Annotated in this window: 16 protein-coding genes; 11 read left to right on the top strand and 5 right to left on the bottom strand. The window is 64.3% G+C overall.

What is annotated here, in order from left to right; genetic code table 11:
* Position 1 precedes the first annotated feature (1 nt).
* On the top strand, positions 2-1195 hold the full coding sequence (locus tag ACX80C_RS01770) for an alkaline phosphatase family protein (protein WP_459324498.1): 1194 nt from the start codon (positions 2-4) through the stop codon (positions 1193-1195).
* Positions 1196-1198: 3 nt separating this feature from the next.
* Entirely contained in the window at positions 1199-1930 is a 732-nt protein-coding gene (locus tag ACX80C_RS01765) for a thymidine kinase (RefSeq protein ID WP_459324497.1), read from the top strand.
* Between the two features lie 45 nt (positions 1931-1975).
* Here the strand turns inward: ACX80C_RS01765 and sepH are convergent, their stop codons facing one another.
* A complete protein-coding gene (gene sepH / locus ACX80C_RS01760) occupies positions 1976-3223 on the bottom strand; it encodes a septation protein SepH (RefSeq protein ID WP_459324496.1) in 1248 nt (415 codons plus the stop codon).
* Between the two features lie 322 nt (positions 3224-3545).
* Here sepH and ACX80C_RS01755 point away from each other — a divergent pair, with 322 nt between their 5' ends.
* Positions 3546-3845, top strand: coding sequence for a DUF4193 domain-containing protein (locus ACX80C_RS01755; protein ID WP_167992509.1), 300 nt, complete (start codon positions 3546-3548; stop codon positions 3843-3845).
* Positions 3846-3870: 25 nt separating this feature from the next.
* On the opposite strand, the gene ACX80C_RS01750 is transcribed toward ACX80C_RS01755, so the two are convergent.
* On the bottom strand, positions 3871-4332 hold the full coding sequence (locus ACX80C_RS01750; protein ID WP_459324495.1) for a DUF3093 domain-containing protein: 462 nt from the start codon (positions 4330-4332) through the stop codon (positions 3871-3873).
* Between the two features lie 205 nt (positions 4333-4537).
* On the opposite strand from ACX80C_RS01750, the gene dut reads away from it, so the two are divergent.
* The 4 genes from dut (at position 4538) to ACX80C_RS01730 (ending at position 6936) form a co-directional block, all read left to right on the top strand.
* On the top strand, positions 4538-5017 hold the full coding sequence (dut, locus tag ACX80C_RS01745; RefSeq protein WP_459324494.1) for a dUTP diphosphatase: 480 nt from the start codon (positions 4538-4540) through the stop codon (positions 5015-5017).
* Positions 5018-5082: 65 nt separating this feature from the next.
* Entirely contained in the window at positions 5083-5835 is a 753-nt protein-coding gene (locus ACX80C_RS01740; RefSeq protein WP_459324493.1) for a DUF3710 domain-containing protein, read from the top strand.
* On the top strand, positions 5828-6196 hold the full coding sequence (locus ACX80C_RS01735) for a hypothetical protein (RefSeq protein WP_459324492.1): 369 nt from the start codon (positions 5828-5830) through the stop codon (positions 6194-6196). The genes ACX80C_RS01740 and ACX80C_RS01735 overlap by 8 nt, the downstream gene beginning before the upstream one ends.
* Before the next feature lie 77 nt (positions 6197-6273).
* Entirely contained in the window at positions 6274-6936 is a 663-nt protein-coding gene (locus ACX80C_RS01730; protein ID WP_459324626.1) for a DUF3159 domain-containing protein, read from the top strand.
* Between the two features lie 3 nt (positions 6937-6939).
* Here ACX80C_RS01730 and ACX80C_RS01725 read toward each other — a convergent pair whose 3' ends face one another.
* Together ACX80C_RS01725 and ACX80C_RS01720 are read right to left on the bottom strand one after the other, a co-directional pair.
* Complete coding sequence (locus ACX80C_RS01725; protein WP_459324491.1) at positions 6940-7650, bottom strand: potassium channel family protein; 711 nt, start codon at positions 7648-7650, stop codon at positions 6940-6942.
* Positions 7647-8321, bottom strand: a complete 675-nt coding sequence (locus ACX80C_RS01720) for a potassium channel family protein (protein ID WP_459324490.1) — start codon at positions 8319-8321, stop codon at positions 7647-7649. Before ACX80C_RS01720 ends, ACX80C_RS01725 begins: the two co-directional genes overlap by 4 nt.
* A gap of 108 nt (positions 8322-8429) precedes the next feature.
* Here ACX80C_RS01720 and ACX80C_RS01715 point away from each other — a divergent pair, with 108 nt between their 5' ends.
* The 4 genes from ACX80C_RS01715 to dxs all read left to right on the top strand — a co-directional run bounded on the left by ACX80C_RS01715 (position 8430) and on the right by dxs (position 16848).
* The gene (locus ACX80C_RS01715) at positions 8430-10406 is read left to right on the top strand and encodes an APC family permease (protein WP_459324489.1); all 1977 of its coding nucleotides are present in this window, start codon (positions 8430-8432) and stop codon (positions 10404-10406) included.
* Complete coding sequence (locus tag ACX80C_RS01710; RefSeq protein WP_459324488.1) at positions 10403-11725, top strand: class I SAM-dependent RNA methyltransferase; 1323 nt, start codon at positions 10403-10405, stop codon at positions 11723-11725. Before ACX80C_RS01715 ends, ACX80C_RS01710 begins: the two co-directional genes overlap by 4 nt.
* Before the next feature lie 155 nt (positions 11726-11880).
* Complete coding sequence (gene acnA, locus ACX80C_RS01705) at positions 11881-14676, top strand: aconitate hydratase AcnA (protein ID WP_459324487.1); 2796 nt, start codon at positions 11881-11883, stop codon at positions 14674-14676.
* A gap of 198 nt (positions 14677-14874) precedes the next feature.
* A complete protein-coding gene (gene dxs / locus ACX80C_RS01700) occupies positions 14875-16848 on the top strand; it encodes a 1-deoxy-D-xylulose-5-phosphate synthase (protein WP_459324486.1) in 1974 nt (657 codons plus the stop codon).
* A gap of 10 nt (positions 16849-16858) precedes the next feature.
* Here the strand turns inward: dxs and ACX80C_RS01695 are convergent, their stop codons facing one another.
* Positions 16859-17092 (bottom strand): hypothetical protein, encoded by a 234-nt coding sequence (locus tag ACX80C_RS01695; protein WP_167992534.1) that lies wholly within the window; start codon positions 17090-17092, stop codon positions 16859-16861.
* Positions 17093-17122 lie beyond the last annotated feature (30 nt).

The raw sequence follows: 17122 nt of genomic DNA, 5'->3' as shown, positions 1-17122 counted from the left end.
CGTGACAGGCGCTATCCTTCACCGGGAACCCCTCCCGGCAAAACCCGCGTACGGCCGCGGAACCATCGGTGAAGTATTCACCAGCTCCGCTGCCGCACTGGGCCTGCCGGGCTTCGTCAACGCACTGGATCTGCCCGTTGCCCGGCGGGTCTGCGTTGTACTCGTCGACGGCCTCGGCGCGGCCCTCCTGAGACAGCGGTCGGGGCATGCCCCCTTCCTGCGCGGCTTCCTCGACTCTGCGCGGAAGATCGGTTCGGTCTTTCCCAGCACGACGGCGGCCGCCCTCGCCTCCCTGGGCACCGGCCTGCCGCCCGGGCAGCACGGCCTGGTGGGTTATGACGTACTTGATCCGGCGCAGGGAAAGGTAGTCAACATGCTCGGCGGCTGGGATGCGAATGTTGAACCCGCCCGCTGGCAGCCGCACAGCACAGTCTTCGAACGCATCGCTGCAGACGTGCCGGTCACCAGCGTCGGGCTGCCGCGGTTCGACAATTCGGGGCTGACGCGCGCGGCCCTTCGCGGGAGCACCTACGTCGCCGGCAGTACGCCGCAGGCCCGCGTGGAAGCCGTATGCTCGGCCCTTGCAGCCAGCGAACAGGCACTGGTCTACCTCTACCTCAATGACCTGGACAAGACCGGACACCGCTCGGGTTCTGCCTCGCCTGAGTGGGGCGAGCGGCTGGAGGACCTGGACCGCAGCATGCGTAGTCTCGCCGCGAAGCTCCCACCGCACACCCTGTTTCTCCTCACGGCCGACCACGGCATGGTGGATGTCGAGCGCCGTTCCCGTATTGACTACTCGGCCGAGCGGCGCCTGACCGATGGCGTCGCCCACACGGCCGGTGAACCCCGCATGGTGCATCTCTACACCGATCCCGATCTGACGCGGTCCGGAAGGGAGAGCCTGTTGCAGTCGTGGCGGGAAGCACATGGTTCCCGGGCCTGGGTTCTCACCCGCGCCGAAGCGATCAGCGCAGGACTGTTCGGCAGCGTGGGGCCAGGAGTGGAAGCAAGGATCGGTGACGTTCTTGTCGCTGCACGGGAACCCGTAGCTTTCTACGACACCCGCCGGGTACCCGCCTCGGCGCTCGAGGTGGTAGGCCAGCATGGATCGATCACCCGGGCGGAACGGGAAGTGCCGCTCCTGACACTTAAGAAGCCCGGTCCCGCCCCCTCGCGCATCGTGGGGCGCTGACCTGTGGCCGAGCTGGTTTTCTTCTCCGGAACCATGGACTGCGGCAAATCCACCCTCGCGCTGCAGATGGACCATAATCACAGTGCCCGTGGTCGGGGAGGTCTGCTTTTCAGCTCGCATGACCGCGCTGGAGATTCGGTAATTTCGAGCCGCCTGGGCCTACAGACTCCCGCGATCGAAGTGCGTGCCGACACCAATTTCTGGGACGAGATAGTTGCACGGCGCACGCAGGGCACGCGGGTGGACTACCTCATTTGCGACGAGGCGCAGTTCTACGTGCCGGAGCAGATCGAGCAGCTCGCCCGGATTGTGGATGACATGGACATTGACGTGTTCGCCTTCGGCATCACGTCCGATTTCCGGACCCAACTGTTCCCCGGCTCGCAACGGCTCATCGAACTGGCCGACCGCACGCAGGTTCTCCAGGTCGAAGCGCTGTGCTGGTGCGGCCGCCGCGCCACACACAATGCGCGCACGGTGGACGGCATCATGGTCATTGAAGGCGAGCAGATGGTTGTCGGGGACGTTGGCGCAACGGCCTCCGAGGATGATCCCCGACAGGAGAAGCTCACCGGCGGGGGTCTGGATGCGCTGGACGCATCGGGCGAGCCGGTGGTCGGTTACGAGACCCTGTGCCGCCGGCACCATATGCGCAGAGTCACGGCACGTACGGCGCGCACCCTTGCCGGCAGTGATACTCCTCTACCGTTCGATCCTGCCGCAGCACTGCTCTGACGGGTTCTTGCCGGCTTACTGAGAGCAGCATGTTTGAGCGCCGAATCAGTCTCCCTTGGTGCCGAAAACAATCTCGTCCCAGCTCGGCACACTTGAGCGCCGCGGACGGATCTTCCGGTCTGCACTGCTTTCAGCGGCTTTCGCCCCGGAGCTGCCAGCTGTCTCAGGGGTGCTTTCAGTGCCGTGCTTGTCCTGGTCCCGCGGATGGTCCGGCGCGGGGGAGGCGTCGTCGTCAATCCGGCTGGACGGACCAGCGAGCATACTGATTTCCCTCGTGTGGGTGCTCACGCCCTCGAAGAGGCGTGGCGTGCCGTCGTCGTACGTGTCCTGGATGTCTTCGTCATCGAAGATCGACGGCGCCAGGCTCAGGCCCGGGAAGGGACGCGGCTCCGCGTCCTGATGGCCGGTATCGGATTCTGTGTGGTCCGGGCGAGGGTGAGCGGCGGGAATGTGTCCCTTCGCGAGCATGAGTGCGAGAGCGTCATCGCCGTCTTCATCGGCACCGAGCCGCTGCCCGCGACGGGACCGCAGTACATCCAGCAGTTCGTCGGACTCATCGCCGGATTGGGCGTCCGGCTCTTCTTTCCCCGTGTCGGTCTCGAAGTCGAAGACCTTGTCCGCGACCGCACTGAGCCGGCGTGATGGCAGCGGACCGTCGAGCGGCTCGAGTTCACTGAGCACCTGCGCCCACCGGTTCGCGTTAAGCACTGCACGTCGCGAGGGATTGAACGTCCACTGAGCGGGCGGTTCCTCGCCAACGGAAGCGGTGGAACCGCTTGGCAGGCCGAAGCGGACAACTACTGTCCACAGTCCGTCCGGCTTGCGCCAGGCGTCCCACTCGACGGCGTCCGGATCCACACCGAATGCCTGGAGGCGGAAACGGACCATATCTTCCAGTTGCGCCGGGTTGTCTCCGAACGCTGAGCGGTAGCCATCGTGGGACGGCACGGGCGAGGCAACCTCGACGCGCCGGGCCAGTTGCGCCATGTAGTCCCGTTCAGCGCGCACCGGACCCTCATACCGACGGACATGCTCCAGGTCCACCCCGGTCTCATCCACGATCTCCTGTGCCGTGGCGCCGGACCGTATTCTCGCCTGGATATCCCTGGGGGTGAGCGTTGGACGCTTCTGCACGCCGTCGGAAACCTCATGGCGCACCGGACGTGTGGACGGCCTGGTGCTCGCCATCCGCAGCGCCTCGTTGACGGGCAGACGGAAGGCGGCACCACCTTCGCCGCTCAACAGCAGATGACCCCCGTCCTCATCCACTCCCACCAGCCGTAGCTCCTGCATCAAAACCCTCCAGCCGACGTTTCTTTGCTTTCGGTGAAACTCTGCCATTCATGAGGTCTGGTTCCTACTTCTTCCTTGGTGTGGCGCGGAAGTTCTGTAGGTTTAGCGGATGTTAACGCGTGGACATCGCGCGATTGAGTGATTGTCCGGCCGTCCGATTGGCTTTTCGGGGGATGATCAGCAACAATCTCTGCGGTACGGGCACAAATCTTGCCCCCTCGACGTTGTGAAACGGACAGGACGCCGTGGGCTCCAAGCCCACGGAAGACCTGTCCAACGAATACGACTTGATAACTATCCACCGGAGCGTGAACAACTAACTATGGCGACTGATTACGATGCGCCGCGCAAGACCGACGACGAACTCAGCGAAGACTCCATTGAGGAGCTGAAGTCGCGTCGCACGGACAAGCAGTCTGCGGTTGTCGATGAGGATGAGGCTGATGCCGCGGAAGGGTTCGAACTCCCCGGCGCCGACCTCTCCGGTGAGGAACTTCTGGTTCGGGTCCTGCCCGCCCAGGCAGATGAATTCACGTGTGCATCCTGCTTCCTGGTGCGTCACCGCTCCCAGATAGCCAAGGAAAAGGACGGTCTCGCCTACTGCAAAGACTGCGAGGGCTAGGAATCCCGCTAAGGGATTGTGTTCCTCACGACGAGGCGGTCAGTGCGGCTTTCAGCTGCTCAGGCCGCCTCGTTGACGTTAACCAGTACGGCGTGGGGTCTTCGGCGTCCTCGATTTCGATCCTGACGACAGGAGAAATCCAGCCCCGGATGCACAGGTATGCCTTGCCATGCAGTTGCGGCCCACGCTGGGCTGTTGCCTCTGCACCAGAAAAGGTAGCAACAGCTCCAACATATTTGCGTTCAATCTGCGCCCGTCCAATTTGGAGGTCGCTGGCGGTAACGCAGATGCGGGGTGTGGAGAGGACCAGCAGGGTAGTGAGGATCGCTGCAACGACGATCGCTGCGATGATTCCAGCTTCGACGCTGATGGGGATAAAGGTGAACACAGACGCAACGGCAGCGCCGGCCACCACCACCCAGATCCACGGGGCCGGCCACAGCTTCTCTTCGTAGATAACGGTACCGGCGGGGGATCCTGTAGACATGGTTGTTAGCTAAGCACCTTTCGGGCGGCTTTTCATCCCGGCCGCGTCGTACCTCCAGTCCTGGCCGGGGTTCTACTGCGCGTCCGCAGCCGGTAGGGAAGCGATACAGTAAGGGAAGCATCAGGGCAGCGGCGCGGTAGGCGCCGGCTAACCGTAAACGGGGCCCTGGAGAATCATCGAGATCCATCCACCGTGCAGGAATAACATGCAGGAGATAGACGTGCTGGAGACCGCGGAGGCACTGTCCGTGCACATCAAGATGCTCGACGACGGCCTTGAGCCTCCCGCCTACGCTCACCACGACGACGCAGGGGCCGACCTCCGCAGCCGCATCGACTTTGAGCTCGGCCCGGGGGAGCGCGCACTTATCCCCACGGGAGTGGCCATTGCCCTGCCGGCAGGGTACGCCGCGTTCGTGCACCCGCGCTCGGGCCTGGCCGCCAAGCACGGGATTACTGTTGTCAACGCACCGGGAACCGTGGACGCTGGATACCGGGGAGAAATTGCTGTCACGCTGCTCAACACCGATACCTCGCACGCACTGGCCTTCCGTAGGGGGGACCGGATCGCGCAGTTGGTGATCCAGAAGGTTGAGTATGCGCATTTCGTTGCCGTGGACGAACTGCCTGAGTCGGTTCGCGGTGCCGGTGGGTTCGGCTCGACCGGGGGATTCGCGCCGGCTTAGGCGCAACAGCAAAGGAATCGACAGGCGGGCAACAGCCGCCGACGACATGAAGGAGGAACCCGGTCATGGTATTCGGGCGCCGAAAGAAAACAAGTCCAAACGAAGCAGTTGAGGAATCCGCGCAGGAATCCGTTTCGGAGACCGCGGAGGTCGGCGAAGACACCGATGTTGTCGCAGAAAGCCCGGTTGAAGCCGACCGCGCGGCTGCAGGGCCGTTCGACGTGTCGGAAAAGGACACCGACACCGGGTATATCGATCTGGGTGCTTTGCGGATCGGAGCGGCAGAGAACCTGCAGTTGCGCCTCGAGGTGGAGGAACGCACCAAGCGGGTCATCGCGGTCACCCTCGACATGAACGGTTCGAACCTTCAACTGCAGGCGTTCGCCGCGCCGCGATCTGTTGGTCTGTGGGAAGAGATCCGCGGCCAGATCGGCGGATCGGTCGGTTCGCAGGGTGGAACCATCGAAGAACGCGACGGTGAGTTCGGCACTGAACTGGTGGCGAAGCTTCCAGCCCAGACCCCGGACGGCCGGTCCGGCTTCCGGGTAGCCCGGTTCGTCGGCGTCGACGGACCGCGATGGTTCCTGCGCGGAGTCTTCGGCGGTGCTGCCGCCGTGGACAAGGCCGCGGCAGAGCCCATGGAGCAGCTGTTCAGAAGCGTCGTCGTCGTGCGCGGGGATCATCCCCTGCCGCCGCGTGAGCTTCTTCCACTGAGATTGCCGAAGGACGCGGGAGCGCAACCCAAACAACCGCAGGACGCGAAGGACTCCCTCGACAACCCCCTCCGCAGGGGCCCCGAGATTACCCACATTGGCTGATCCGGCCGGGCACGGGGACCTCCCGGCTGGTCACATCGCGGGAGACCGCCGCGGGCGCACTACCGGCCGGGGTTTTGTTGACCGCGTGACCATCCTTCCCCGGAGCGCCGCACCGCGCTTCTCCGCTTTCATCTCGGATGCCGCGCACAGTCCCGGCCCGGTCACCGGGGAACCACAGGCTGCTACGACGCGTTACTCCGGCACCGGTGTCCGGCTGGTCTGGACGGGACAGCGGAAGATTCCCGGAATAGATCCCGGCGTTGAACTGGCATTCGAGGGGATGCTCAGCATCGTCGACGGGGTGCCCACCATCTACAACCCGCGGTACGAAATCATCGGCCGTCTGGAGGAGACACTGTGAACGACGCCGCGAAAGACCGGACGCACCCCGCGGACAACGAGGGTCCGGCAGCGGATGCAGCCGGAGCCGGGTCAGGCATGGGTGCCTTCGCCAACCAGTACGCCGCGAAGGCAGGCGTCCGCCAGGATGCCAGCGGACGAATTGATGTCCTGCAGTCCATCGGCGGCGTACGCGGCCTCGCAGAGAGCATCCTTCCCGGCCTGTTGTTCACCATCGTCTTCACGGTCAGCCGCGACTTATCGTTATCCCTGATTGTCGCTCTCGCGGTGGCGGCCGTGTTCACCGTTGTGCGGCTGTTCTCAAGGACGCCCCTCACCCAGGCGCTCTCGGGCCTGGTTGGCGTGGCGATCTGCGCCTTCGTGGCCAACCGGACCGGCAACGCGGAGGACTTCTTCCTGCCGGGCTTCATCACCAATGCGGCCTACATAGTTGGAATGGTCATTTCAATCGCCATCAGGTGGCCCCTCGCCGGACTGCTGTTCGGATTCATCCGGGGCGAGGGCACTGAGTGGCGGAAGAACGCATCACGGGTTCGGGCCTACGTTCTCGCTACCTGGCTGATCGTCGCGGTGCTAGCCCTGCGGTTGATCGTCCAGGTGCCGCTTTACCTGGCGGACAATATCGCTGCCCTGGGAGCCACGAGGGTGGCAATGGGTGTCCCGCTCTACGCACTCGGGCTGTGGTTCGCCTGGCTGGTATCGCGGCCGGCAGCCCAGAAGGAACAGGACCCGCCCGCCTAGGCTTCAGGCGCCGTCGTCGACTGGTTCCTGGTCCGGGGTGTCCGGTTCCTCCGGTTCCGTCGGAGAGAGGGCGTCGCGCAGAGCATCCTCTGCAGCGATCGCAGCGACGAAGAACAGTTCGTCTCCGGCTTCCACCACGTCATCCTGGCTGGGAGTGATGGGTGCGTCGTCGCGCAGGATCGCCACCACCGTGCAGTCCATGGGCAGGTCGATGGACCCCAGTGTCCGCCCGATCAGGAGCGAGTCCTGCGGGACCGTGAATTCGACGATCGCCGAAACTCCGGTCTGAAGCGTCAGCAAACGGACGAGGTCGCCGATCTCCACCGCTTCCTCCACAAGTGCGGTCATCAGCCGCGGTGTGTTGACCGCTACGTCCACTCCCCAGGAGTCGTCGAACATCCAGTCGTTCTTCGGGTTATTGACCCGGCCGACGGTGCGCCCCACCCCAAACTCGCTCTTGGCCAGCAGGGACACCACCAGGTTCACCTTGTCGTCCCCGGTGGCCGAAACGACGACGTCGGCCTCTTCCAGTTTGGCGTCCTTCAGCGTGGTCAGCTCGCAGGCGTCCCCGATAAGCCAGCGGGCTCCCTTGAGCCCGCTTCGCCCAATGACCTCGGGCTTCTGGTCGATCAGGAGGATGTCGTGCTTGTTCGAAAGCAACTCCCGCGCAATGGACGAACCAACGCTGCCTGCTCCCGCAATGACAACTTTCATTCCGACTCCTCCTGCGGCTTCTTGGACAGGATCCGCGCGACCTCGTCCGTCGCCGCCGTTTCCATCATGGCGTGCACAACGTCGCCTTCCTGGTAGTTGGTGCCCCTGACCGGAAGCATCCCCTCGCCGAAGCGGGTGATGTAGGCAACCCGGACCCCGGAAACCGCCTCGATATCCTTGATGGACCTGCCGAGCCAACCGTCGTGCAGGGCCAGTTCACCCAGAATGAGCCTTCCTGAGGATTCCCGGAAGTCGCCGTTGATGCTCTGCTCCGGCAGGATGCGCCGAAGCACCTGGTCGGCGCTCCACCGCACGGCGGCGACGGTGGGGATGCCGAGCCGCTGGTAGATTTCGGCCCTGCCGGGATCATAGATCCGTGCGACGACATGCGGGACATGAAAGATCTCCCGGGCGACGCGTGTTGCGAGGATGTTCGAGTTGTCGCCGCTGGACACCGCTGCGAAAGCATAGGCGTTCTCAATCTCGGCGTTCTTCAGCGTGTCGCGGTCAAAGCCGACGCCGGTCACCTTGCGTCCGCCGAACGAACCCCGCAGGCGGCGGAAGGCGCGTTCATCCTGGTCAATGATGGCCACGCTGTGGCCTGACTCATCCAGTGTGTGCGCCAGGCTGACGCCCACCCGGCCGCAGCCCATGATTACGAAATGCGCCACTGCGCCACCCCTGGTTGTCCTTGAGAGCTGCCCGGCAGAACTTCGGTTGCACGCTGTTCCCGCCGGCACTGAATACTCCACCAAGCCTAACGCGCTAGTCTGTGGGCTGTGCTGACATTCTTCGAGGCCGCCAAGCGGGTGCTGGTGGGCAAGCCGTTCCGCAACGACCGGCTGCGGCACGAGACCCTGCCGAAGAAGATCGCCATGCCGCTGTTCTCGGCGAACGCGCTCTCCTCGACGGCGTACTCGCCCGATGAGATCCTGCTCACCCTCGCACTGGCCGGCGTAGCCGCCGTCGCTGTCTCGCCCTGGGTGGGCCTGGCCGTGATCGTGGTGCTGCTGGTGGTCATTGCGTCCTACCGTCAATCTGTCCATGCCTACCCGTCAGGCGGCGGTGACTACGAGATCGCCCGTCGCAACCTCGGCAACGGAGCCGGCGTGACCGTGGCGGCGGCGCTCATGGTTGACTACGTCCTCACTGTCGCGGTCTCGGTCTCCGCCGCCGCGCACTACCTGATTTCACTCGCGCCGGCGCTCGCGGGTAGGCAGGCCACCCTGGCGGTCGGCGCCGTCGTCGTCCTGGTCTTGGTCAACCTGCGTGGCTTCACGCGCGACGCACGCGTCCTGGCAGTGCCCACGTACATCTTCATGGCGGCCATTGCTGCCCTGTGCGTCACGGGTATCATCCAGCGGCTGACCGGCACGCTGGAGGAGGCACCCAGCGCACGCTTCGAGATCATCCCGGATTCCGCTTTCGATTCCGGGCTCGTGGGCCTTGCCGGTGCCCTGCTCATCCTGCGCGCGTTCTCCGCCGGGGCGGCAGCGCTCACCGGCGTGGAGGCGCCGAGCGCTAATGTGCCGAGCTTCAAGCCGCCGCGGGCCAGGAACGCCGCGAGTACGCTGCTGATCCTGGGTGTTGTGGCGAGCGTGCTGACCGCAGGCATCATCTACCTGGCGAATGCGACCAGGGTCCACGTGGTCCAGAATCCGGCTGACCAGCTGCTGCTGGACGGCCGGCCGGTGCCCGATTCCTACGTCCAGAACCCGGTCATCAGCCAGCTGGCGCGAACCGTGTTCGACGACGGGACACTGCCCTTCGTCATTGTCGTCTTCGCTACGGCCCTCATTCTCCTCCTGGCCGGCCATGCGGCGTTCAACGGCTTCCCGGTCCTCGCCTCCATCCTGGCGAAAGACGGCTACCTTCCGCGCCAGCTCAGTACCCGCGGAGACCGACTGACGTTCAGCAACGGGATCATGGCGCTTGGGGCAGGTGCGGTCCTGCTGATCCTCGTGTTCCGTGCCGATGTCACCCAGCTGGTGCAGCTCTACATCGTGGGCGTCTTCGTATCCTTCACCGCCACCCAGCTTGCACTGATCAAACACTGGACCCGCGAGCTCCGGAGCACCGCTGACAAGAAGCGGCGCTGGCAGATGAACAAGTCACGGGCCATCAACTCCATCGGGTTTGTCCTGACCGCGGCCGTACTCGCAGTGGTGCTGGTCACCAAGTTCGAGTTCGGCGCGTGGATAGCGGTGCTGGCGATGGTGGTGCTCTTCGCGATCATGCTCAGCATCAAGGCCCACTATGACCAGGTAGCCCGGGAGCTGGCCATCGAGGACCCCTCGGCCGTGCGTGCCCTTCCTTCGAGAGTGCACGCGGTCATCCTTGTGTCGCACGTGCGCAAGCCGGTGCTGCGCGCACTGGCCTTCGCCCGGGCATCACGCCCTTCGAAGCTGGACGCGATAGTGGTCGACGTGGATCCGGAGGAGACCCGCCGCACCCTGGAAGACTGGGACAGGCTTGAGGTTCCGGTTCCCATCACTGTTCTCGCCTCGCCCTACCGGGACACCATCCAGCCGATCATGGACTACATCAAATCCATGCGCCGCGACTCCCCGCGTGACCTTATTGTGGTCTACATTCCCGAGTACGTTGTGGGGAAGTGGTGGGAACAGCTCGTCCACAACCAGACGGCGCTACGCATCAAGACCAGGCTCCATTTCGAACCCGGTGTCATGGTGGCCAGCGTCCCATGGCAACTCGCGTCCTCTGACGCCGCCCGCAAATTCCAGGACCTCAGGTGACTCAAACTCCAGAACTCGAACTGACAATCGGCCCACCTGCCCACGGCGGACACTGCGTTGCCCGCCATGAGGGCCGGGTCATCTTCGTCCGGCATGCGCTGCCGGGGGAAGTGGTGAAGGTGCGCCTGACCGAGTACGACGACGACGCCCGCTTCTGGCGCGCGGACGCCACGGACATTGTGCGCCCCTCCGATGACCGGGTGAACCACCCCTGGCCGCTGGCCGATGCGGTGTTGGCGGGAATGCGGGGAACCCGCCCGGTGGGCGGTGCGGAGTTCGGGCACATGGACCTCGCGGTGCAGCGAAGGGTGAAGGCAGGTATCTTCGAGGAGCAGTTGGCCAGGCTCAGCAAGGTGGAGCGGAGCGTATCCGTGGAAGCGGTGCCGGATGAGTCCCCGGACGGTCTGAGATGGCGCACCCGGGTAGGATTCGCCGTGGATTCTTCCGGCCACCTGGCGATGCACGGACATCGCTCCACGGAGTTGGTGCCGGTTGCCGATATGCCCCTGGCCGTCCCCGCCATCAACGTGCTTGGACTGTGGAACGTCGATTTCACCGGCGTCGACGCTGTTGAGGTGGCGGCAGGCTCGGGTGAGGGGGAGCCACTTGTGCTGCTGACCGTCTTCGGGGACACATTGAGCCGTACCGTGCGGTCGCTCGCCGAGGCCATCCCGGGAGCCTCCGTGGCCGCCTGGAATCCGGAAAGTGGATCCCTCCAGCGCTTGCAGGGCCGCACCTGGGTCCAGGAGATCGTCGGGGAGAACCGTTTCCGGGTGACCGGGGAAGGTTTCTGGCAGATCCACCGCAGCGCCCCGCAAGCCCTTACCGACGCAGTCCTGGACGGACTCCAGCCGGAGCCCGGGCAACGGGTGGCCGATCTGTACGCCGGAGCGGGGCTGTTCACGGCGGCGCTGGCGGACCGGGTAGGGGAGTCGGGGATGGTGCTGTCCGTGGAGGGCTCTCCTGCTGCGAGCAAGGACGCCCGGCGCAATCTCCATGGCCGCGCCCACGTGGACATCGTGCAGGGCAAGGTAGAGAAGGTGCTGCGGGAACGTCGCCCGCACCTCGACGCCGTCGTCCTCGATCCGCCCAGGGCCGGCGCTGGCAGGGAAGTCATCCGGGCCATCACCGGGACGGGGGCGAAGTCTGTTCTCTACGTGTCCTGTGACCCGGCGTCGTTTGCACGCGACGTCAGCTACTTCGCCGACGCGGGTTGGAGCCTGGACACGCTGAGGGTCTTCGACCTTTACCCGCACACACACCATATGGAGTCAGTCGCGGTGCTGCGCCCGCACACAGCGGCACCCGTAGGCCGGTAACGGATAGGATGAATCTGGTTGTTCCGCGTGGTCTACGCGCAGCCTTCGGCTCTGAGCCGATACCTGTGCCGCTGCCGGCTCCTGTCTTAGGTCTTCCTAACTAGCAGGTGGCGCCCGCCGGAACAAGGATAGAAGACGGCGAGAGGAGTCCTGACATGAGTAGTGTGGACAGCTTCGGTTCCAAAGGCGTACTAGATGTCGCCGGGGCCGAATACGAGATTTTCCGGTTGAATGCGGTTGAAGGTGCCATGAGCCTTCCCTACAGCCTCAAAGTGTTGCTTGAGAACCTGCTGCGCACCGAGGACGGCGCGAACATCACCGCCGACCACGTGCGCGCCCTCGCCGGCTGGGACGCTGATGCGCAGCCCAGCACCGAAATCCAGTTCACGCCCGCCCGGGTGATCATGCAGGACTTCACGGGTGTGCCGTGCATCGTGGACCTTGCGACAATGCGGGAGGCCGTGAAGGAACTCGGCGGAGACCCCTCACGGGTCAACCCCCTCGCGCCCGCCGAAATGGTGATCGACCACTCGGTGCAGATTGACGTCTTCGGTAACTCCGATGCGATCGAGCGCAACATGGAGATCGAATACGAGCGCAACGGCGAACGCTACCAGTTCCTGCGCTGGGGCCAGACGGCCTTCGATGACTTCAAGGTGGTTCCCCCGGGCACCGGCATTGTGCACCAGGTCAACATCGAATACCTTGCCCGGACCGTCATGACCCGTGAGGTCGAGGGTACGTTGCGCGCTTACCCTGACACCTGCGTGGGCACCGACTCCCACACCACCATGGTCAACGGTCTCGGCGTTCTCGGCTGGGGCGTCGGCGGCATCGAGGCCGAGGCAGCGATGCTTGGCCAGCCCGTGTCCATGCTGATCCCGCGCGTTGTCGGCTTCAAGCTCACCGGTGAGATCCCCGCCGGCGCAACCGCAACAGACGTGGTTCTGACCATCACCGAACAGCTGCGCAAGCATGGTGTCGTGGGCAAGTTCGTAGAGTTCTACGGCGATGGTGTTGCAGCGGTGCCGCTGGCGAACCGCGCGACCATCGGCAACATGAGCCCCGAGTTCGGCTCCACCGCCGCCATGTTCCCCATCGACGAAGTAACCCTCGAGTACCTGCGCCTGACCGGTCGCTCGGATGAGAACGTCGCACTTGTTGAGGCTTACGCCAAGGAACAGGGCCTCTGGCACGACCCGTCCAAGGAAGTCCGCTTCTCCGAATATCTCGAACTCGACCTGTCCACGGTGGTTCCCTCCATCGCCGGCCCGAAGCGCCCACAGGACCGCATCGAACTGACGGACGCCAAGGAACACTTCCGCAAGGACATCCACAACTACGTCAGCAACGCCGACGAGGCTGCACTGGATGAAGCACTTGAGGAGTCCTTCCCGGCCTCCGACGTCCCAGCCATGACCTCGTCACTCAAGGCGTCCGCCGCGGCATCGGCTGACGGCCGCCCGTCGCGTCCCGTCGAGGTGAAGATGCCGGATGGCCGCGAGTTCGTCCTGGATCATGGTGCGGTCACGATCGCGTCGATCACCTCCTGCACCAACACTTCGAACCCGTCCGTGATGCTTGCCGCCGCGATCCTTGCCCGAAACGCGGTGGATAAGGGGCTGGCGTCCAAGCCGTGGGTAAAGACCTCGGTAGCCCCCGGTTCCAAGGTCGTGACCGATTACTACGACAAGTCGGGGTTGACACCGTACCTGGAGAAGCTCGGCTTCTTCATCGTCGGCTACGGTTGCGCCACCTGCATCGGCAACTCCGGGCCGCTCGAGGAGGAGATCTCCAACGCGATCCAGGGCAATGACCTCTCCGTGGCTGCCGTGCTGTCCGGAAACCGCAACTTCGAAGGCCGGATCAACCCGGACGTGAAGATGAACTACCTTGCGTCGCCGCCGCTCGTGATTGCTTACGCTCTCGCCGGAACCATGGACTTCGACTTCGAGAATGATCCACTGGGCCAGGACGAGTCCGGCGCCGATGTATTCCTGCGGGATATCTGGCCGAGCCCTTCAGAGGTCCAGCAGGTCATCGACTCCTCAATTGATGAGGCGATGTTCTCCAAGGGCTACGAGGGTGTCTTCGACGGCGACGATCGCTGGAAGGCTCTCGATACGCCTGAGGGCAATACCTTTGCCTGGAGTGAGGACTCCACCTACGTGCGGAAGCCGCCGTACTTCGAGGGCATGCAGACGCAGCCGGAGCCGGTGGCGGACATCGACGGTGCCCGCGTGCTAGCCAAGCTCGGCGATTCGGTGACCACCGACCACATCAGCCCCGCTGGTTCCTTCAAGTCGGACAGCCCGGCCGGACGCTACCTGCTGGAGCATGGCGTCGCCCGAAAGGATTTCAACTCCTATGGCTCACGTCGTGGTAACCATGAGGTGATGATCCGCGGTACGTTCGCGAACATCCGTCTGCGCAACATGCTGCTCGACGGCGTGGAAGGCGGCTTTACCCGCGACTTCACCCAGACGGGCGGCCCGCAGACCTACATTTACGACGCCGCCATGAACTACCAGGCTGCCGGCACTCCGCTGGTTGTACTGGCAGGCAAGGAGTACGGATCCGGTTCGTCACGTGACTGGGCCGCGAAGGGAACCGCGCTGCTTGGAGTCAAGGCGGTCATCGCGGAAAGCTACGAGCGTATCCACCGCTCCAACCTGATCGGAATGGGAGTCCTGCCGCTGCAGTACCCTGCGGGTGAAAGCGCAGCAACGCTGGGGCTGACAGGCACCGAAACCTTCTCAATCGAGGGCGTCACTGAACTGAATAACGGCAACACGCCGTCAACGGTGAAGATCACGGCCACGCCCGAGGAAGGCGGCGAGTTAGTCACCTTCGACGCGGTGCTCCGCATCGACACGCCCGGTGAGGCAGATTACTACCGCAACGGCGGTATCCTGCACTACGTTCTGCGTCAGTTGACGGCGGCTTCCTGACCGCCTGAGCGTCGTCATTAGCACGCCGCGTCCCTCTCATGGGGCGCGGCGTGCTTTCTTGTTCCGCCGTCCTGGAACAGGATGAACCGGCACGCACTGATGACCCGCCGCGTTAGAGTTAACAGCCAGTGACCATGCAACCGGCCGTAACACCCTTACGCCGGTGGCTCGAATCAAGAAGTACCAGAAGGAGGCGCGATGGGACTCCTGGAGACCATCCACGGCCCACAGGACCTGAGCCGGTTGTCGGGGCAGCAGCTCTCCCGGGTTGCCGCCGAGATCCGCGCCTTCCTGATCAGCAATGTCTCCCGGACCGGCGGGCATCTGGGTCCGAACCTAGGCGTTGTGGAGCTGACCCTCGGGATTCACCGCGTATTCGACTCACCGCGCGACAGCATCGTCTTCGATACCGGCCACCAGTCGTACGTCCACAAGCTCGTAACCGGCCGTCAGGACTTCGCTTCGCTGCGCCAGACGGGCGGACTTTCCGGCTACCCCTCCCGGGCGGAATCAGTGCACGACGTCGTCGAAAGCTCGCATGCCTCGTCCTCGCTTTCCTGGGCGGACGGTATTTCCCGCGCGAGGGTCCTTATGGGCGAGCCGGACCGCACGGCCGTCGTCGTCATCGGAGACGGCGCGCTGACGGGCGGAATGGCCTGGGAGGCCATCAATAACATCGCCGCGGACAAGAGGCGCCGCGTGGTGATTGTCGTGAATGACAATGGCCGCTCCTACGCGCCGACCATCGGCGGTGTTGCCGACTATCTGGCGTCGCTGCGGCCCACATTGGACACGGTGCGAACCCACCGCGTCTATGAGCGGACACTCGACTGGCTGAAGCGGAGGCTGCAGGACGGCGGACCGGTGGGGCAGTTCACCTATAAGAGCCTGCATGCGACGAAGAAGGGCATCAAGGACTGGTGGGCTCCCCAGGGTCTCTTTGAGGACCTTGGCATGAAGTACATCGGACCCATCAACGGCCATGACCTCACCGCCGTCGAGCATGCGCTGACGCAGGCGAAGAACTACGGCGGTCCGGTGATCGTCCACGCTATGACGGAGAAGGGCCACGGCTACGCGCCCGCGCGTGCCCACGAGGCCGACCAGTTCCACGCGGTGGGCATCATTGATCCGGAGACGGGCGAGCCGGTTGAAGCCGGCGGAGTGCAGTCCTGGACTTCCGTGTTCGCCGAAGAGATCGCGGACATTGCAGATGAGCGCGAAGACATCGTGGGCATCACCGGAGCTATGCTCATTCCGGTTGGGCTGCACCGGTTCGCTGCCAAGCACCCCGACCGGGTGTTCGACGTCGGCATCGCCGAGCAGCATGCGCTTACCAGCGCTGCAGGTATGGCATTCGGCGGGCTGCATCCCGTTGTGGCCCTGTACGCCACCTTCCTGAACCGCGCCTTCGACCAGCTGCTGATGGACATCGCGCTTCATCGGGCGGGTGTGACCATTGTCCTGGACCGGTCCGGGGTGACAGGGCCCGATGGCGCCAGCCACCACGGCATGTGGGATCTCTCCATGCTGCAGATCGTGCCGGGGCTGCATCTTGCTGCGCCGCGGGATGCAACCCGCCTGCGTGAGGAGTTGCGCGAGGCCGTGGCGATCGACGCCGCTCCTTCCGTAGTCCGCTACTCCAAAGGGAACGTCGGTCCGGAAGTGGAAGCCGTCGAACGGCTCGCTGACGGCGTCGATGTCCTCTGCAGGCGTCCGGCAGGGTCGCGGCAGAACGATGTCCTGGTAGTCAGCGTCGGTGCCATGGGCGAAATGGCCCTGGATGTTTCCAACCGGCTCGGCGCCCAGGGGATCAGTTCAACTGTCATCGATCCGCGCTGGGTTCTTCCGGTTGCGCGCTCGGTCATCCGGATGGCGGCTGAACACCGGATCGTCGTCGTCATCGAGGACGGCGTGCGTGCCGGCGGAGTGGGCTCCCGGATCCGGCAGGAAATGCGCTCCGCGGGCGTTGATACCGCACTCAATGAAGTGGGGTTGCCGGTGGAGTTCCTCGACCACGGGTCGCGAAGCGAAGTAATGGAACGGGTTGGGCTGACGGCGCGCAAGGTGGCGCAGGACATCGTGGAACAGGTGCTCGGAACCAAGGTCCCGGTGGCGCGGCCGCTCCCGGGGCAGGTACCTACCGCAACAGGTCAGCTGCCCAAACTCTGACCCGGTACAGCTAGCGCTTCCAGCGGACCCAGCGGTAGTTGCTGCCGTAGGCGAACTCATGAATGTATCCGCAGTCTGTGCAGATTGCGCCGTCCGAGGACTTGTTCGCCCAGTCCATGTCAAAAGCGGTCAGGCCGGCTGTGTTCAGCAGGATGTCCCGCTGGGTAAATTCGGGGTTCTGGCATACCAGGCACTTGAAGGTGTACCCCTTCACTTCCAGACCCAGGAAAGACTCTCCGCTCATCAGCCCAGCTTAGTGCGCGCCGGGCGGGGA

Source organism: Arthrobacter tecti, from assembly GCF_054511355.1.
This window is presented reverse-complemented; position numbering and strand designations above follow the sequence as displayed.